Here is a 15,464-nt window from a genome sequence, read left to right on the forward strand (position 1 = left end):
CGGTACGCCCTATCGAGAAGGAGGTCGAGCGATGAAAGTCTCGACACTGACAACCATGGCATTGCTCTCGGCTTCGTGCTTCGCGGCACCGATTCATACCGGCAAATTCGACAGCGCCACGGCGCACGCCGCCCTGGCGGCGGCGCGGGCCAATGCAGCCCCGGTGGCCCCGCCCGCCCCCGATGTCACGGCGGACCCCGCTGCGAAGGCCGGCCACTGGCATCGCATCAAGCTGCCGAAGCAGCACGAGTTGGCGGTTCGCTTCGCCGCGCACGAACGGCTGGCGCGCACGTGAGCGCGCCCGGCAAAGCGCGCCGCAAAGCGGCTGCCGACGCGCCGGCTAGCGAGGCTTCGGTATCGGCTCCCGATCTATCGTCGGTGCCGATGGAAGCGATCGATCTGCAGATCGCGGACGTCCTGCATGCCGTTCGCTACCCGGCCAACAAGGATCGAATCGTCGATGCCGCCCGCGATGCGGGTGCGAGCAATGAACTGCTCGCGATTCTCGACGGCTTGCCGGAACAGGACTATGCGGGCGTGGACGACGTGACGCGGTTCATCGGCAGCAATTACGGGCCGGGCCTAGGGGTGTGAGCGCGTTCGGAGGAAGGCGCCGAACGGCCGAACGCCCCCGGCGACACCGATGCGGCAAGCGCCGGCGATCATCGGCCGAACACCGCTTTCGAAAAGAAGCCGGCCAAGACGGCCTCGGTCAGATCGGCGGTGACATACTGCGGATCGCAGACGCGAAACGACTGCACCCCTTCGCATAGCCCAATGAGACCGAGCGCCAACACTTCGGGCGGCATCTGCAACGGGGTGCCGACACGCTCCGAAAACAAGCGCGAGTAATCGGTGAAGAACTGATGCTTCTCCCGCGAGAACGCATTGAAACGCGCACGGAACTTCGCGTCGCGCGTCGCGAGCAGCTTGGCCTCCGCCCACAACAGAAAGCAGTCGTTCTCGCGAAAGAACTGGCTGTAGAACGCTAAGGCGCGATTTTCCATCTCTTCACGCGCCACGCCTTCCTGGATGATGGACTGCAAGTCCACTTGCATCCGCTCATGATCGCGCCGCAACAGCTCCATCAAAAGCTCGGATTTGCTGCGAAAGTTCGAGTAGAACGCCCCTCTCGTGTAGCCCGCGGCTTCCGCGATGTCTTCGACGCTCGCGGCCACGAAGCCCTTTTTCATGAAAATGGCCTGCGCAGCATCGAGCAGACGCAGGCGCGTCTGCTCCTTGCTCTCTTCCCGGGTCAAGCGTTTTCGTTTCATGGCGTGAAGTTTAGCACCATCGTTCAATTTCATCCGCCTTTGCATTCAAATACACACCTGTATTAGAATCCGCCGCTGTAGTTTGAACTCGGCTCCGCAGCGATCGCATCGCGCGCCGCGAGTCCGGCCGGCCAGCCGTGCGTGCTGGCCCGGTCCGCCCTATCTATAAAGCTTTGGGGTCACACGTGATTCGTCCCGGTCTTGACGCGCCAGCCAAGGTGCGTGCGCAGTTAGGCGGTTTGTCCCTCCTCGTCTCCCGCCCGGCGCTCCGTCGATACGGTATTGCCGCCGCCGTTTGCGGCGCGCTGGCGCTCGCCGGGTGTCATCGCCGCGCCCCCGAGGCCGCGGCGCCGCGCCCTGTCGTCGCCGTGCCGGTTCATCCCGACGGCATTCCGCCCCAGGCGAGCCTGCCGGGCGATATCGAAGCGCGCTACAGCACGCCGCTCTCGTTTCGCGTCGGCGGCAAAATCGTCGAGCGCGACGTGCGGCTCGGCGATACCGTCAAGGCCGGACAAATCGTCGCCCGGCTCGATCCCGCCGACTTGCAAAAGAGCCTAGCCAACGCGCAAGCGCAACTGGACAGCGCACAGCACCGCCTGGTCTACGCGAAGCAGCAACTCGATCGCGACAGCGCCCAGGCCGCCGAGAAGCTGATTGCGCCGTCGCAGATGGAACAGACGCAAGACGCGTATGCGTCGGCCGCCGGCCAGCGCGATGCGGCCCAAGCGCAGCTCGCGCTGGCGCGCGATCAGCTCGCCTACGCGACGCTCGTGGCCGACCATGCCGGGGTGATCACCGCCGAACAAGCGGATACGGGCCAAAACGTCACCGCGGGACAAGCTGTCTACGGGCTGGCGTGGTCGGGCGAGGTCGACGTTGTGTGCGATGCACCGGAAACCGCACTGCCCTCGTTGACCGTCGGCGCCACCGCGAACGTTTCGCTGCCGGCGTTGCCCGGCAAGTCCTACACCGCGCGCGTCCGCGAGATCTCGCCAGCCGCCGATCCGCAAAGCCGCACGTATCGCGTGAAGCTGACGCTCGCCGCGCCCGATTCCGAGGTACGGCTCGGCATGACCGCGCAAATCGCCTTCGCCTCGAGCCAGGCTGCTGCCGCGGGCCAGCACCCGTTCACGCTCCCCGTGACATCGTTGTTTCACGACGGCAATGCGCCCGCCGTTTGGGTCGTGCGCACCGGCACCGACACGCTCGAATTGCGTCGCGTGAAGGTGGGCCGCTACGACGAGCGCACCTTTTCCGTGACGCAAGGGCTGCAAGACGGCGACCGTGTCGTCTACCAGGGCGTACATACCGTGAGCGCCGGCGAGCACGTGCGCATCGTTCCCCCGCTGCATCCCGAGGATTTCGCATCATGAGCGGCACCGATCGCCGCGACGCGGCTGCTTTGCCCGGTAACGCTCGTTCGCCCGCCGCAATCGATACGGCGGCGCCCGCAGCCGATCCGGGGAACCTGCACGAAGAGGGACGATTCAATTTATCGGCGTGGGCGCTGAGGCACCAGGCGCTGGTCGTCTTTCTGATCGTGCTGGCCACGGTCGCGGGCATTCTCGCTTACACGCGCCTCGCGCAATCGGAAGATCCCCCGTTCACGTTCCGGGTGATGGTGATCCGCACGCTGTGGCCGGGCGCCACCGCGCGGCAAGTGCAGGAGCAAGTGACCGATCGCATCGAGCGCAAGCTCCAGGAGATGCCCTACATCGATTTCCAACGCAGCTATTCGCGGCCCGGAGAATCGATGATCTTCTTTTCGATGAAAGATTCGGCGCCGGTCAAGGACGTGCCGCAGACCTGGTACCAAGTCCGCAAGAAGGTGGGCGATATTGCGTACACGCTGCCGCCGGGCACCGCCGGTCCGTTCTTCGACGACGAATTCGGCGACGTCTACACCAACATCTACACACTCGAAGGCGACGGTTTTTCGCCGGCGCAACTGCACGACTACGCCGACGAATTGCGCACCGTCTTGCTGCGCGTGCCCGGCGTGGCGAAGGTCGACTACTTCGGCGATCCGGATCAGCACGTCTTCGTCGAAATCTCGAACGCTCAGCTTACCCGGCTGAACATCACGCCCCAGCAGTTGGCGCAAGCGATCGCTTCGCAAAACGCCGTCGCCTCGCCCGGCACGGTCACGACGCACGACGATCGCGTGTTCGTTCGCCCAAGCGGCCAATTCGCCGACGTTCGCGCGTTGGCCGATACGTTGATTCCGATCGGCCGCCGCAGCGTCCGGCTCGGCGACATCGCCACGATCAAGCGCGGCTATGACGATCCGCTCGTCACCGAAATGCGCAACCGTGGGCATGCCGTGCTAGGCATCGGCATCACCATGCAGCCTGGCGGCGACGTCATTCGCCTGGGCAAAGCGCTCGATGCGACCGCCACGCAGTTGCGCGCGCACCTGCCGGCTGGCCTTACGCTCGAACAAGTGTCGAGCATGCCGCTCGCGGTCTCGCATTCGGTCGACGATTTCCTGGAGGCGGTCGGCGAGGCCGTCGCCATCGTGCTGATCGTGAGTTTGGTTTCGCTCGGCTTGCGTACCGGGATGGTCGTCGTGATTTCGATCCCGATCGTGCTCGCGGTCACCGCGCTCGTCATGTATCTGTTCGACATCGGCTTGCACAAGGTGTCGCTCGGCACGCTCGTGCTTGCGTTGGGGTTGCTCGTCGACGATGCCATCATCGCGGTCGAAATGATGGCCGTGAAGCTCGAGCAGGGATGGAAGCGAACGCGCGCGGCCGCCTTCGCCTATACGAGCACGGCGTTCCCGATGCTCACCGGCACACTGGTCACCGTCTCGGGCTTTCTGCCGATCGCGCTCGCCAAGTCGAGCACGGGCGAGTACACGCGTTCGATCTTCGAAGTGTCGGCCATCGCGCTGATCGCCTCGTGGTTCGCGGCCGTCGTGCTGATCCCGCTGCTCGGCTACCACCTGCTGCCCGAGCGCAAACGCGCGTCCGGCGAAGCGCACGATCACGAGCACGACATCTACGACACGCGCTTTTATCGGCGGCTCGCGGGCTGGATAACTTGGTGCGTCGAGCGCCGCTTCGTCGTGCTCGGCATCACGGTCGCCCTGTTCGTCGCCGCACTCGCCGCGTTCTCGCTGGTACCGCAGCAATTCTTCCCGAGTTCCGATCGCCCCGAGTTGCTCGTCGACGTGCGGCTGCCGGAAGGCGCATCGTTCGACGCCACGTTACGGCAAGCCAAGCGGCTCGAACAAACGCTCGACGGCCGTCCCGAAATCGATCATTTCGTCGATTATGTCGGCACCGGTGCGCCGCGCTTCTATCTGCCGCTCGATCAGCAACTGCAGCAGCCGAACTTCGCCCAGTTCGTGATCACCGCCAAATCGGTCGAGGAACGCGATAAGCTCGCGCGCTGGCTCGACACGCGGCTCGAGACCGACTTCTCGGGCGTGCGCACGCGGCTGTCGCGGCTCGAGAACGGCCCGCCCGTCGGCTATCCGATCCAGTTTCGCGTGAGCGGCGACGACATCGGGACCGTGCGCGCCATCTCCGAAAAAGTGGCCTCGACGATACGGGCCGACGGCAGAACGCGCGGCGTGCAATTCGACTGGGACGAACCGGCCGAACGCTCGATGACGTTCGAAGTCGATCAAAACAAGGCCCGCCAACTGGGCGTCACGTCGCAAGACGTCTCGAACTTCCTGGCCATGACCCTCTCGGGCTACACCGTGACGCAGCTGCGCGAACGAGACAAACTCATCAGCGTCGATCTGCGCGCGCCCAAGAGCGAACGGGTCGATCCCGCGCGCTTGCTCGGCCTAGCCATGCCGACACCGAACGGTCCCGTCCCCCTCGCCTCGCTCGGACACATGCGCAATACGCTCGAGTACGGCGTGATCTGGGAACGCGATCGGCAGCCCACCATCACCGTGCAGGCCGACGTACGCGGCAGCGCGCAAGGCATCGACGTCACGCACGATCTCGACCGCGCGCTGGCCCCCGTGCGCGCGTCGCTGCCGCTCGGCTATCGCATCGAAGTGGGCGGCTCGGTAGAGGAAAGCGCGAAAGGCCAAGCGTCGATCAATGCGCAAATGCCGCTCATGGCCATTGCCGTGCTGACGCTGTTGATGATTCAGCTGCAAAGCTTCGCCCGCGTGCTGATGGTGGTGCTCACGGCGCCGCTCGGATTGATCGGCGTCGTCGTGACATTGCTCGCCTTCGGCAAACCGTTCGGCTTCGTGGCCATGCTCGGGGTGATCGCCATGTTCGGCATCATCATGCGCAACTCGGTGATTCTCGTCGATCAGATCGAACAGGACATCGCCGCCGGCCATCGCCGGTTCGACGCGATCGTCGGCGCCACCGTCCGCCGCTTCAGGCCGATCACGCTAACGGCCGCGGCGGCCGTGCTTGCCCTGATTCCGCTGCTGCGCTCGAACTTCTTCGGCCCGATGGCCACGGCGCTGATGGGCGGGATCACGAGCGCCACCGTGCTGACCCTCTTCTACTTGCCCGCGCTCTACGCGACATCGTTCAGAGTGCGGCTCGATGAGCGCGATCCGCCGCCGGACACCGCCGCGCATACGGGGAATTGATCTTGAACGCCTTGCCTATCGCCCATCCACGCCGCGCCGCCTCGTTCTCGACGCCGCGTTCGTTGCCGCTTTCGCTCGTCGCTGCGCTAACGTTGGCCGCTTGCTCGCTGGGACCCACCGGCGAACCGCCGGCCATGCCCTCGCCCGCCCACTACGGACAGCGTGCGCTACCCGAGCAAACGGCCACCGCCGGCGGGGTCGCTCAGCGCTTCGATGTCGGTGCGCAGCCCGTGCCCAACTGGTGGCATCTGTATCGCTCGGCCCAGCTCGATGCGCTCGTCGAGGAAGGCTTGAAGAACAGCCCGACGCTCGCGGCCACCGAGAAATCGCTGGCCGGCGCGCGCGAGCAGTTGCGAGCGCAGATCGGCTCGTCGCTGCTTCCAACCGTCGATGCGGGCGGTCAAGCCACGCGCGAGCGAGCGCTCGGCATCCCGGAAGCCGGTCCGCAAACGGTGCTGTATAACGTGTTCGTCGGGCAACTCCAGGCGCACTACACGTTCGACTTGTTCGGCGCCGTGCGATATGCGAATGCTGCCGTGCATGCACGCGTCGACGTTCAAGCGTTCGAATTCGACGCGGCTCGCCGGACGCTCGCGGCCAATATCGTGACGACGGCCATCAACGCAGCGGCGCTCAGCGATGAAGTCGACGCCACGCAGCGGCTCGTCGCCTTGGCGCGACAAACGGCGCGGGACGATGCTCGGCGCTATGCGCTCGGTGCCGTGTCCCACGCGCAGGCGCTGGCATCGGAGCAAACGGCGTCCGACCTCGAAGCCAGCTTGCCGCCGCTGCTCGCACAGCGCCAGGCTGCCCGCCATGCGCTGGCCGTGCTGATTGGACGAACGCCCGATGCGGTACCGGATATCCCCACGCTCTCTAGCCTTGCGCTACCCGAGCACGTCCCGGTGGTCGTCCCCTCGACACTGCTGAAGACGCGGCCCGATATTGCCGCGGCCCAAGCCGCATTGACGGCCGCGGCGGCCGAAGTCGGCGTCGCGACTGCGCAGTTGTTCCCGAGCTTGTCGCTGACGGCGTCGATGGGCAAAGGCGGCTTCAGTTGGCCGGCGGCCCTGTCTGGGGCGGGCGCGTTATGGAGCATCGGCGGATCGCTCACGCAGCCGTTGTTCCACGGCGGCGCATTGCTCGCGCAACGGCGTGCGGCGATCGATTTTTACCAAGCGGCCGCCGATCAATACAAGGCGGCCGTGCTGTCGGCGTTTCAGAACGTAGCCGATACGCTGGCCGCGCTCGAATACGACGCGCAGGCGGCCCGTGCGGCGGATGCTTCCGCCTCGGCCGCGCGCCAGGCATTCGATGAAACGGCCGCGCGCGGTAAGCTCGGCGCGGTGGCGAACGCGGCTGTGCGCGCTAGCGAGCAACAGTATTGGAACGAACGAGTCGGCGCGATTCGCTCGGCGGGACGACGGCTCGGCGATACTGCACTGTTGTATCAAGCGATGGGGACACCGCCGGCCGTCGAGTGATCCTGCGGGCCTAAACGACGCCCGCGAGTCGGCGCTTTTCGGCCCGCAGCATGAAGTAATTGATGCCGATGACGCCGACCGTCACGACGCCGATGAACAGCGTCGCGAGCGCATTCATCTCGGGATTCAAGCCGAGCCTCACCCGCGAGAACACGACCAGCGGCAGCGTCGTCGAACCCGGTCCCGACAAGAAGGCCGACAGCACCAGGTCGTCGATCGACAGCGTGAACGACAGCAGCCAGCCGGCCATCAACGCCTGCGAGATCAGCGGCAGCGTAATCGCGAAGAACACTTTGAACGGCGTCGCCCCGAGATCGAGCGCGGCCTCCTCGAGCGATGGATTGAGTTCGCGCACACGCGATTGAACGATGATGGCGACGTACGACATGCACAGCATGACGTGGCCGATCCAGATCGTCGCGAATCCCCGCCGCTCCGGCCAACCGATCCACTTCCCCATCTCGATGAAAAGCAGCAGCAAGGAGATGCCTTGAATCACTTCCGGGATCACGAGCGGCGCATTGATCATGCCGCTAAATAGCGTGGCGCCGCGAAACCGGCCCATCCGCGCGAGAACGAAGCCCGCCCACGTGCCGATGAACACGGAGGCGAACGCCGTCAACAACGCGATGCGCAGCGAGAGCCAGAACGCCGCGATGAGTTCGTCGTCCTGCGCGAGCGCGGCGTACCAGCGCGTGGAAAAATGCGTCCACACCGTGACGAGCTGCGACTCGTTGAACGAATAGACGATCAGGCTCAGGATCGGGATATAGAGGAATGCGAAGCCGATCCCGAGCGCCGTCGCTTGCAAGGTACGATTCGGTTTGATCATCGGCGCGCTTCCAGTTGTTTAGCCTGAAAGTGCTGGAACATCGCCATCGGCACGAGCAACAGCAAGACCATCGCACAGGTGACCGCGGACGCCATCGGCCAGTCGGCGTTGTTGAAGAACTCGTTCCACATGACGCGACCGATCATTAAGGTATTCGCGCCGCCGAGCAATTCGGGGATCACGTATTCGCCGACCGCCGGGATGAACACGAGCAGGCAGCCCGCAATGATGCCGTTCTTCGAGAGCGGCAACGTGATTTGCACGAATGCCTTCCACGGCTTGGCGCCGAGATCGTAAGCCGCCTCGAGCAACGTCAAGTCCATCTTCACGAGGTGGGCGTACAGCGGCATGACGAGAAACGGCAGGTACGAATAGACCATGCCGATATAAACGGCGGTGTTCGTCCGATAGAGTTCGAGCGGCGTGTGGATGAGCCCGATCGTCATCAAGAAGTTGTTCAGCAGCCCATTGTTCTTGAGGATGCCGATCCACGCATAGACGCGAATCAGGAACGACGTCCAGAACGGCAGCATCACGGCCATCATCAAGATGTTGCGCGAGTTCGGGTTCGAGCGCGCGATGTAGTACGCCATCGGATAGCCGAGCAGCAGGCACAGCAGCGTCGTAACGGCCGCCACGAGGACCGAATTGACGTAGGTGGCGAAATACAGGCTGTCGGTCAACAAGAACGCGTAGTGCGCGACGTTCAACGAAATCTGTACCACGCCGTCCTTGACGGCGACGAGTTCCGTGTACGGCGGAATGCCGAGCTGCAGCTCCGCGAAACTGATCTTGACGACCAGCAAAAACGGCACGAAGAAGAACATCAACAGCCAGATGAAGGGCCCGGCGACGACGGCGGTGCCGCCGGTCAGCCGCAGGCGCCTTGCCGGCCACGTGGCGAAAGAGAGCAGCGCGTTCATGCCGTCAGCACCACCCCGGCCGATGCGCTCCAGCGCACATAGATTTCGTCTCCCCAGGTGGGCGATTCGATTTCGGTCAACGCGAGGCTCGAGACGTTCGCCACCACGGTCTTCCCCGAATCGAGCTTCACGTGATAGAGCGAGTAGCCGCCCACGTAGGCGATATTCGCCACGGTGCCGCGCCCCCAGTTGTAGGCGCCTTCGGGCGGTTTGCGCGTCAGCGCGATCCGCTCGGGGCGGACCGAAATCGTCACGGGCATGCCGAGCGGCCCGGTAATGCCGTGATTGACGTACAAACGGCAAGGCAACTCGGCCGTCTCGACGAACACGTGATCGGGCTCGTCTTCCACGACGTGCCCGTCGAACAGGTTCGTCGAGCCGATGAATTCGGCCGAGAAGCGCGAGTTCGGATATTCGTACACTTCGTGCGGCGTGCCGAGCTGGACGATCTCGCCTTCGCTCATGACGGCAAGGCGATCGGCCATCGTCATCGCCTCTTCTTGATCGTGCGTGACCATGATGCAAGTCACGCCGACGCGGTCGAGAATGTTGACGAGTTCGATTTGCGTACGCTGCCGGATCTGCTTGTCGAGCGCCGACATCGGTTCGTCGAGCAGCAGCAGCTTGGGCCGTTTGACGAGCGAACGCGCGAGCGCGACGCGCTGCTGTTGGCCGCCGGAGAGCTGGTGCGGCTTGCGTTTCGCGAAACGCCCCATTTGCACGAGATCGAGCGCAGCGTGCACCCGCTCCTTCAGCTCAGCCTTTTGCACGCCTTCCTGCTTGAGCCCGAAGGCGACGTTCGCCTCCACCGACATATGCGGGAACAGCGCGTACGACTGAAACATCATGTTGACGGGCCGCCGGTACGGAGGCATCGACGCGAGGTCTTCTCCGTCGATCAGGATCTTGCCCGCGCTGACCGATTCGAGCCCGGCAAGCATTCGAAGTAAAGTGGACTTGCCGCAGCCGGAGCTGCCGAGCAGCGCGAAGAGTTCCCCCTTCGCCACCGACAAGCTGACGTTCTTGACCGCGACCGTTTCCCCGAACTTCTTGACGACGTCGACGATCTGTACAAAGTGGTCGGCCGATGTGTTGACGGACGACGTGGAACCTGCGGGGCGCGCGCCGGCTAACGGCTGCGAGCTCGACTGATCGCTCATGATTTGCTGCTTGACTCCACTTTTGACGTACAAAGCCCCCGGCGATGGCTCCGGGGGCTCGTGAGTGCGTGTCGCGCGCGGCGACGAATTATCGGCCCGTCTTGAATTCGGTCCAAAGACGCGTTTGCAGACGCTGAATCTCAGGCGGCAGCGGCTTGAGCAGAAACAGCGTCTTGACGACGTCGGCAGGCGGATACACGGCCGGGTCGCTCGCGATCTTCGGATTCACGTACTTCCTCGCTTCGGCGTTGGCCGTCGGGTAGTAGACGGCATCGGTGATCGCGGCGTTGACTTGCGGCGTCTCGATATAGTTGATCCATTGCAGCGCCGCGTCTTTGTGCGAGGCGTCCTTCGGCATCGCCATCACGTCGAACCACACGGGGGCCCCGCCCTTCGGGATGTAGTACTCGATCTTGTACGGCTTCTTCGCTTCGAGCGTGCGATGCTTGGCGATCACGACGTCGCCCGACCAGCCGTAAGCGAAACAGATATCGCCACCGACCATATCGTTGATATAGCCCGACGAGTTGAACTGCGTGATGTACGGGCGGATCTTCTTCATCATCGCCATGGCGGCCTGATAATCGGCCGGATTGGTGCTCATCGGATCTTTGCCGATGTAGTGCAGCGCCGCGGCGAAGAACTGATCGGGCGCGTCGAGCACCGACACGCCGCAGGCCTTCAGCTTCGAGATGTTCTCGGGCTTGAACAGGATGTCCCAGTTATCGAGCGCGACGTTCTGGCCGAGGATTTGCTGGGCTTTCGTGACGTTGTAGCCGAGGCCCGTCGTGCCCCAGGCCCAGGGCACCACATACTTGTTGCCCGGATCGGCGCCGGCGACGAGCGCCATCAGTTGCGGATCGAGATACTTCAGGTTCGGGATCTTCGATTTGTCGAGCGGCGCAAAGATGCCGGCGGCGATTTGCTTGCCCGCGTAATTGCTCGTGGGCACGACGATGTCGTAGCCCGAATTGCCGGTCAGCAATTTGGCTTGGAGCGTGTCGTCGCTATCGTAGTTGTCGTAGCGGACGTGAATGCTCGTCTGCTTCTGGAAGTTCGGAATGGTGTCCTTGGCGATATAGTCGGACCAGTTATAGACATTCAGTTGCGCATCCTTGGCCGACGCCGCCCATGGCGCCGCGCACAAAACCAGTGCGGCCAGACCGCCCATCACCCGTTTCTTCATTCCGTTCTCCGATGCGGACCGGCTTGCCCGGCCTCGACCCCGCCCATGCCGCGACATCCCGCTCGCGGCGCCTCTGAAAAACCCGAAAGCTACCATCAAATATTGGCGCGCGGCACAAAAATGCTAAGCACTCGGACCGAGCTGTCGCACAAACGGCACAAACGGCACGATCGCGCCGACGGCCGGCGCCGGCGAACGCGTCGCCGATTGTGCCCATGCCGAATCGGGCGCAATTTTATCGGGTTATAGGCCCGTGTCCACTCGAAAAAAACCTCTGTTAGCCTTTCGGAAGCCCTTCAGCGCCATGGTGCCGGCCGAGTTTCCCGGCCCCGTTCGCCGTAAGGGGTTTGGCCAACCGGACGCGGTGTCGGCTACCATACGGGCACGCCCCGTATTTATGCATCCGAGACCGTTTTCGATGGCTTCCAACCTCCACGCGCTGCCCGACAGCCCCTGCATCGGCGTCTGTTCGACGCTTTTCGACGAAATCTGCAAAGGCTGCGGCCGCACGGCCTCGGAAGTCTCGAATTGGGTCTTCATGAGCGACGACGAAAAACGCGTCGTCTGGGAGCGCATCGAACGCGAAGGCACGGCAATGCGGTTTCGGAACGACAAGCTCTAACCGTCCCCACCATGAAAAACGCCGGGCAGCGCCGGCGTGGGTAGCGTCATGCGACCGTGGGTCGCGCCGGCCGCATGCGGGCCGGTATAGGCCTCAGTCCGGCTTCGCGACCGTCAACTGCATCGACTTGTATTCGAGATACTCTTCGAGGCCATAGATACCGTTTTCGCGCCCGTAGCCCGACTGTTTGAAGCCGCCGAACGGTGCATGCATATTCCACGCGCCGCCGTTGATATCGACCTGGCCGGTTCGGATGCGTCGCGCCACGGCGATCGCGCGTTCGTCGCTGCCGGCCCAGACGGCGCCGCCCAAGCCGTAGGGCGAATCGTTGGCGATACGGATCGCTTCTTCCTCGTCCTCGTACGTGATGATCGACAGCACCGGCCCAAAGATTTCCTCTTGAGCGATGGTCGCTTTCGGATGCACGCGGCCGAACACCGTCGGCCGAACGAAAAAGCCCTTCGACACCCCTTGCGGCAGTTGTGCGCCCCCCGTGACCAGTTCGGCGCCTTCCGCGAGGCCGCGCTCGATGTACTCGCGCACGCGGGCAAGCTGCACGGCTGACGCAAGCGGCCCGAGGCGCGTGTCCTCGTTGCGCGGATCGCCGACCACGAACGCTTCGGCGGCGGCTTTGGCCAGTGCGCGCACTTGCTCGTAGCGCGCCGCGGGCACGAGTAGCCGGGTATGCGCGGAGCAGGTTTGGCCCGAGTTCAAATAGCAAGCGGCAACGGTACTCTTCACGGCCGTGGCGAAATCGGCATCGTCGAGCACGACCGAGGCGGATTTCCCGCCCAGTTCGAGCGCCACGCGTTTGACGCTCGCCGAGGCGAGTTCGGCCACGCGTTTGCCGGCGCGCGTGGAACCCGTGAACGACACCATATCGACGAACGGATGGCTGGCGACGATCTCCCCGACGACGGGCCCATAGCCGCTCACGAGATTGAACACGCCAGCCGGCAAGCCCGCCTCGTGAATGGCCTCGGCCAAGATGAACGCGTTCAGCGGTGCGACCTCCGACGGCTTGAGCACGACGGTACAGCCCGCGGCGAGCGCCGGCGCCACCTTCAGCGTGATTTGATTGAGCGGATAGTTCCAGGGGGTAATGGCGGCCACAACGCCGACCGGCTCGCGCGCCACCAGCGAATTGCCGACTCGCGCCTCGAATTCGAACTCGCGGGCGAGCTTGGCGTATGCATTCCAGTTGTACACGGGACTGCCGACTTGGATGGCGCGGGAGAGTTTGAGCGGCATACCGACTTCGCCGCAGATCGTGCTGGCGAGTTCGTCGGTGCGCGCCTTCAGATTCGCGGCGATTTTTTCGAGATAGCCGGCGCGGACGGCCGCGGGGGTGGCGGCCCAGCCCTCGAAGACCAGCTTCGCGGCCTCGACGGCGGCTTCGGCGTCGGCAGCTTGGCCCTCGGGGATCCGGCCCATGACCGCTTCCGTGCCGGAATCGATGACGTCGATGGTGCCCGAGCCTGAAGGCGCGAGCCATTGACCGCCGATGTAAAGACGTTCGTAGATCTTCATTGCGAGTGTCACCTTGTGGGTTTCGACTCGCCCATTCTACTCAGCGGCCCCAGGATCGGTTGCGAACGGGGGCCGATTCGGACCCTTCGGACGCTTCGGACACGAGCGGGCGACGCAATGGTCGTCGGCCGCGTGTGGAGTCGCCGCGGCCGCGACACCCACTGCGTCGCGGTATTACTGCACGCCCTGGCTAGCCAGGAATTCCTCGTAATTGCCGCCGAAGTCGTACAACGTGCCGTCCGTGCGCACTTCGATGATGCGATTGGCGAGGCCGCTCACGAATTCCCGATCGTGCGACACGAAAATGAGCGTGCCCTCGTACTTGTCGAGCGCGATCTGCAACGACTCGATCGATTCCATATCCATGTGGTTCGTCGGCTCGTCCATGAGCAGCACGTTGTGGCGGCCGAGCATCAGCTTGCCCCAGATCATGCGGCCCTTCTCGCCGCCCGAAAGCACCTTGACGGACTTCTTGATATCGTCCGCGTTGAACAGCAAGCGGCCCAGCGTGCCGCGCACCATTTGGTCGTCGTCGCCGTCCTTGCGGTAGTTGTCGATCCAATCGGTCAGCGTGACGTCGTTCGGAAACTCTTCGTACGTGTCTTGCGGCATGTAGCCGACGTTCGCATTCTCGGCCCACTTGATCGAGCCGCCGTCGAGCGCCAAGTTGCCGTGCAACGCACGCAGCAGTGTGGTCTTGCCCGCGCCGTTCTCGCCGATGATCGCGATACGCTCGCCCGGCTGCACGCTCAGATCGAAGTTCTCGAAGATCGTGCGCTCGTAGCGCTTCGTGATGCGCTCGGCCACCACGGCGATGTTATGCAGCTTCTTCTCGAATTCGAAGCGGATGAACGGATTTTGCCGCGACGACGGCTTGAATTCCTCGATCTTGATCTTGTCGATCTGCTTCAAGCGGCTCGTTGCCTGACGCGCCTTCGATTTGTTCGCCGAGAAGCGGCGCACGAAATCTTGCAGATCGGAGATACGCTCCTTCGCCTTGGCATTGGCCGCGGCCTGGCGCTCGCGGGCCTGCGTCGACGCGAGCATGTAGTCGTCGTAGTTGCCCGGGTAGACCTTCAGCGTGCCGTAATCCATGTCCGCCATGTGCGTGCAGACCTGGTTCAAGAAGTGCCGATCGTGCGAGATGATGATCATCGTGGAGTTGTACTCGTTGAGCACGTTCTCCAACCAGCGGATCGAGTTGATATCCAGGTTGTTCGTCGGCTCGTCGAGCAGCAGCACGTCCGGGTTCGAGAACAGCGCCTGCGCCAGCAGCACGCGCAGCTTCCAGCCCGGGGCGACATTGCTCATCGGCCCGTTGTGGTCCTCGATGGCGATGCCGATGCCGAGCAGCAGCTCGCCCGCGCGCGCCTCGGCCGTATAGCCGCCGTACTCGGCGAACTTGGCTTCGAGTTCCGCGGCGTGCATGTAGTCGTCGTCGGTGGCCTCGGCATTGGCGTAGATCGCGTCGCGCTCCGTCATTGCGGCCCACATCTCCGTATGGCCCATCATGACGACGTCGAGCACGCGCATGTCTTCGTACGCGAATTGATCCTGACGCAGTTTACCGAGGCGGACGTTCGGTTCCAGCATGACGGTGCCCGAGCTTTGCTCGAGGTCGCCGCCGAGAATCTTCATGAACGTCGACTTGCCGCAGCCGTTCGCGCCGATGAGACCGTAGCGGTTGCCCTCGCCGAACTTGACCGAGATGTTCTCGAACAAGGGCTTCGGCCCGAATTGCATGGTGATATTGGCGGTAGACAGCACGGCGCGTCCCTTCGAATGGTGATCGGCGAAAAACTCGACATTTTACCAAGCTTTCGCTCGCCCCACCCGCTCGCGGGCGTGAGCGCCGGTCGAACACCCACCGCGCT

The 15,464-nt window shown here is 63.8% G+C and carries 13 protein-coding genes; 6 read left to right on the forward strand and 7 right to left on the reverse strand.

The window, feature by feature from the left end; all coding sequences use genetic code 11:
• Window positions 1-31: 31 nt before the first annotated feature.
• Window positions 32-295: a hypothetical protein gene (locus ACTHN9_RS21160; protein ID WP_440538728.1), complete on the forward strand. Its 264-nt coding sequence runs from the start codon at window positions 32-34 to the stop codon at window positions 293-295.
• An 89-nt stretch (window positions 296-384) separates the two neighbouring features.
• Entirely contained in the window at window positions 385-594 is a 210-nt protein-coding gene (locus tag ACTHN9_RS21165) for a DUF2795 domain-containing protein (protein ID WP_440538758.1), read from the forward strand.
• 68 nt (window positions 595-662) lie between these two features.
• Here ACTHN9_RS21165 and ACTHN9_RS21170 read toward each other — a convergent pair whose 3' ends face one another.
• Window positions 663-1,274 (reverse strand): TetR/AcrR family transcriptional regulator, encoded by a 612-nt coding sequence (locus ACTHN9_RS21170; RefSeq protein WP_440538729.1) that lies wholly within the window; start codon window positions 1,272-1,274, stop codon window positions 663-665.
• 239 nt (window positions 1,275-1,513) lie between these two features.
• Between ACTHN9_RS21170 and ACTHN9_RS21175 the strand changes: the two genes are divergently transcribed.
• The 3 genes from ACTHN9_RS21175 to ACTHN9_RS21185 are packed head-to-tail and all read left to right on the forward strand — an operon-like array spanning window position 1,514 to window position 7,337.
• Entirely contained in the window at window positions 1,514-2,647 is a 1,134-nt protein-coding gene (locus tag ACTHN9_RS21175; protein WP_440538759.1) for an efflux RND transporter periplasmic adaptor subunit, read from the forward strand.
• Window positions 2,644-5,853, forward strand: coding sequence for an efflux RND transporter permease subunit (locus ACTHN9_RS21180; protein WP_440538730.1), 3,210 nt, complete (start codon window positions 2,644-2,646; stop codon window positions 5,851-5,853). Before ACTHN9_RS21175 ends, ACTHN9_RS21180 begins: the two co-directional genes overlap by 4 nt.
• Window positions 5,854-5,864: 11 nt before the next feature.
• Window positions 5,865-7,337, forward strand: a complete 1,473-nt coding sequence (locus ACTHN9_RS21185) for an efflux transporter outer membrane subunit (protein ID WP_440538760.1) — start codon at window positions 5,865-5,867, stop codon at window positions 7,335-7,337.
• Window positions 7,338-7,347: 10 nt separating this feature from the next.
• Here ACTHN9_RS21185 and ACTHN9_RS21190 read toward each other — a convergent pair whose 3' ends face one another.
• The 4 genes from ACTHN9_RS21190 to ACTHN9_RS21205 form a co-directional block, all read right to left on the reverse strand.
• On the reverse strand, window positions 7,348-8,166 hold the full coding sequence (locus ACTHN9_RS21190) for an ABC transporter permease subunit (protein ID WP_440538761.1): 819 nt from the start codon (window positions 8,164-8,166) through the stop codon (window positions 7,348-7,350).
• A complete protein-coding gene (locus ACTHN9_RS21195) occupies window positions 8,166-9,092 on the reverse strand; it encodes an ABC transporter permease subunit (protein ID WP_440538731.1) in 927 nt (308 codons plus the stop codon). Before ACTHN9_RS21195 ends, ACTHN9_RS21190 begins: the two co-directional genes overlap by 1 nt.
• Entirely contained in the window at window positions 9,089-10,252 is a 1,164-nt protein-coding gene (locus tag ACTHN9_RS21200; protein WP_440538732.1) for an ABC transporter ATP-binding protein, read from the reverse strand. Before ACTHN9_RS21200 ends, ACTHN9_RS21195 begins: the two co-directional genes overlap by 4 nt.
• 88 nt (window positions 10,253-10,340) lie before the next feature.
• Entirely contained in the window at window positions 10,341-11,438 is a 1,098-nt protein-coding gene (locus ACTHN9_RS21205) for a polyamine ABC transporter substrate-binding protein (protein ID WP_440538733.1), read from the reverse strand.
• A 418-nt stretch (window positions 11,439-11,856) separates the two neighbouring features.
• On the opposite strand from ACTHN9_RS21205, the gene ACTHN9_RS21210 reads away from it, so the two are divergent.
• Window positions 11,857-12,060 carry a DUF1289 domain-containing protein gene (locus tag ACTHN9_RS21210; RefSeq protein ID WP_440538734.1) on the forward strand — a complete coding sequence of 68 codons (204 nt, stop codon included), beginning with the start codon at window positions 11,857-11,859 and terminating at the stop codon, window positions 12,058-12,060.
• A gap of 93 nt (window positions 12,061-12,153) precedes the next feature.
• Here ACTHN9_RS21210 and ACTHN9_RS21215 read toward each other — a convergent pair whose 3' ends face one another.
• The gene (locus tag ACTHN9_RS21215; RefSeq protein WP_440538735.1) at window positions 12,154-13,590 is read right to left on the reverse strand and encodes an aldehyde dehydrogenase family protein; all 1,437 of its coding nucleotides are present in this window, start codon (window positions 13,588-13,590) and stop codon (window positions 12,154-12,156) included.
• 174 nt (window positions 13,591-13,764) lie between these two features.
• Window positions 13,765-15,357, reverse strand: a complete 1,593-nt coding sequence (locus tag ACTHN9_RS21220; RefSeq protein WP_440538736.1) for an ABC-F family ATPase — start codon at window positions 15,355-15,357, stop codon at window positions 13,765-13,767.
• Between the last annotated feature and the right edge of the window lie 107 nt (window positions 15,358-15,464).

It is taken from the genome of Trinickia sp., from assembly GCF_051953405.1.
Lineage (GTDB): Bacteria > Pseudomonadota > Gammaproteobacteria > Burkholderiales > Burkholderiaceae > Trinickia.

Coding starts and splice junctions, on each gene's coding strand:
- ACTHN9_RS21160 (WP_440538728.1), top strand. CDS start 32: ATGAAAGTCTCGACACTGACAACCATGGCATTGCTCTCGGCTTCGTGC.
- ACTHN9_RS21165 (WP_440538758.1), top strand. CDS start 385: ATGGAAGCGATCGATCTGCAGATCGCGGACGTCCTGCATGCCGTTCGC.
- ACTHN9_RS21170 (WP_440538729.1), bottom strand. CDS start 1,274: ATGAAACGAAAACGCTTGACCCGGGAAGAGAGCAAGGAGCAGACGCGC.
- ACTHN9_RS21180 (WP_440538730.1), top strand. CDS start 2,644: ATGAGCGGCACCGATCGCCGCGACGCGGCTGCTTTGCCCGGTAACGCT.
- ACTHN9_RS21195 (WP_440538731.1), bottom strand. CDS start 9,092: ATGAACGCGCTGCTCTCTTTCGCCACGTGGCCGGCAAGGCGCCTGCGG.
- ACTHN9_RS21200 (WP_440538732.1), bottom strand. CDS start 10,252: ATGAGCGATCAGTCGAGCTCGCAGCCGTTAGCCGGCGCGCGCCCCGCA.
- ACTHN9_RS21205 (WP_440538733.1), bottom strand. CDS start 11,438: ATGAAGAAACGGGTGATGGGCGGTCTGGCCGCACTGGTTTTGTGCGCG.
- ACTHN9_RS21210 (WP_440538734.1), top strand. CDS start 11,857: ATGGCTTCCAACCTCCACGCGCTGCCCGACAGCCCCTGCATCGGCGTC.
- ACTHN9_RS21215 (WP_440538735.1), bottom strand. CDS start 13,590: ATGAAGATCTACGAACGTCTTTACATCGGCGGTCAATGGCTCGCGCCT.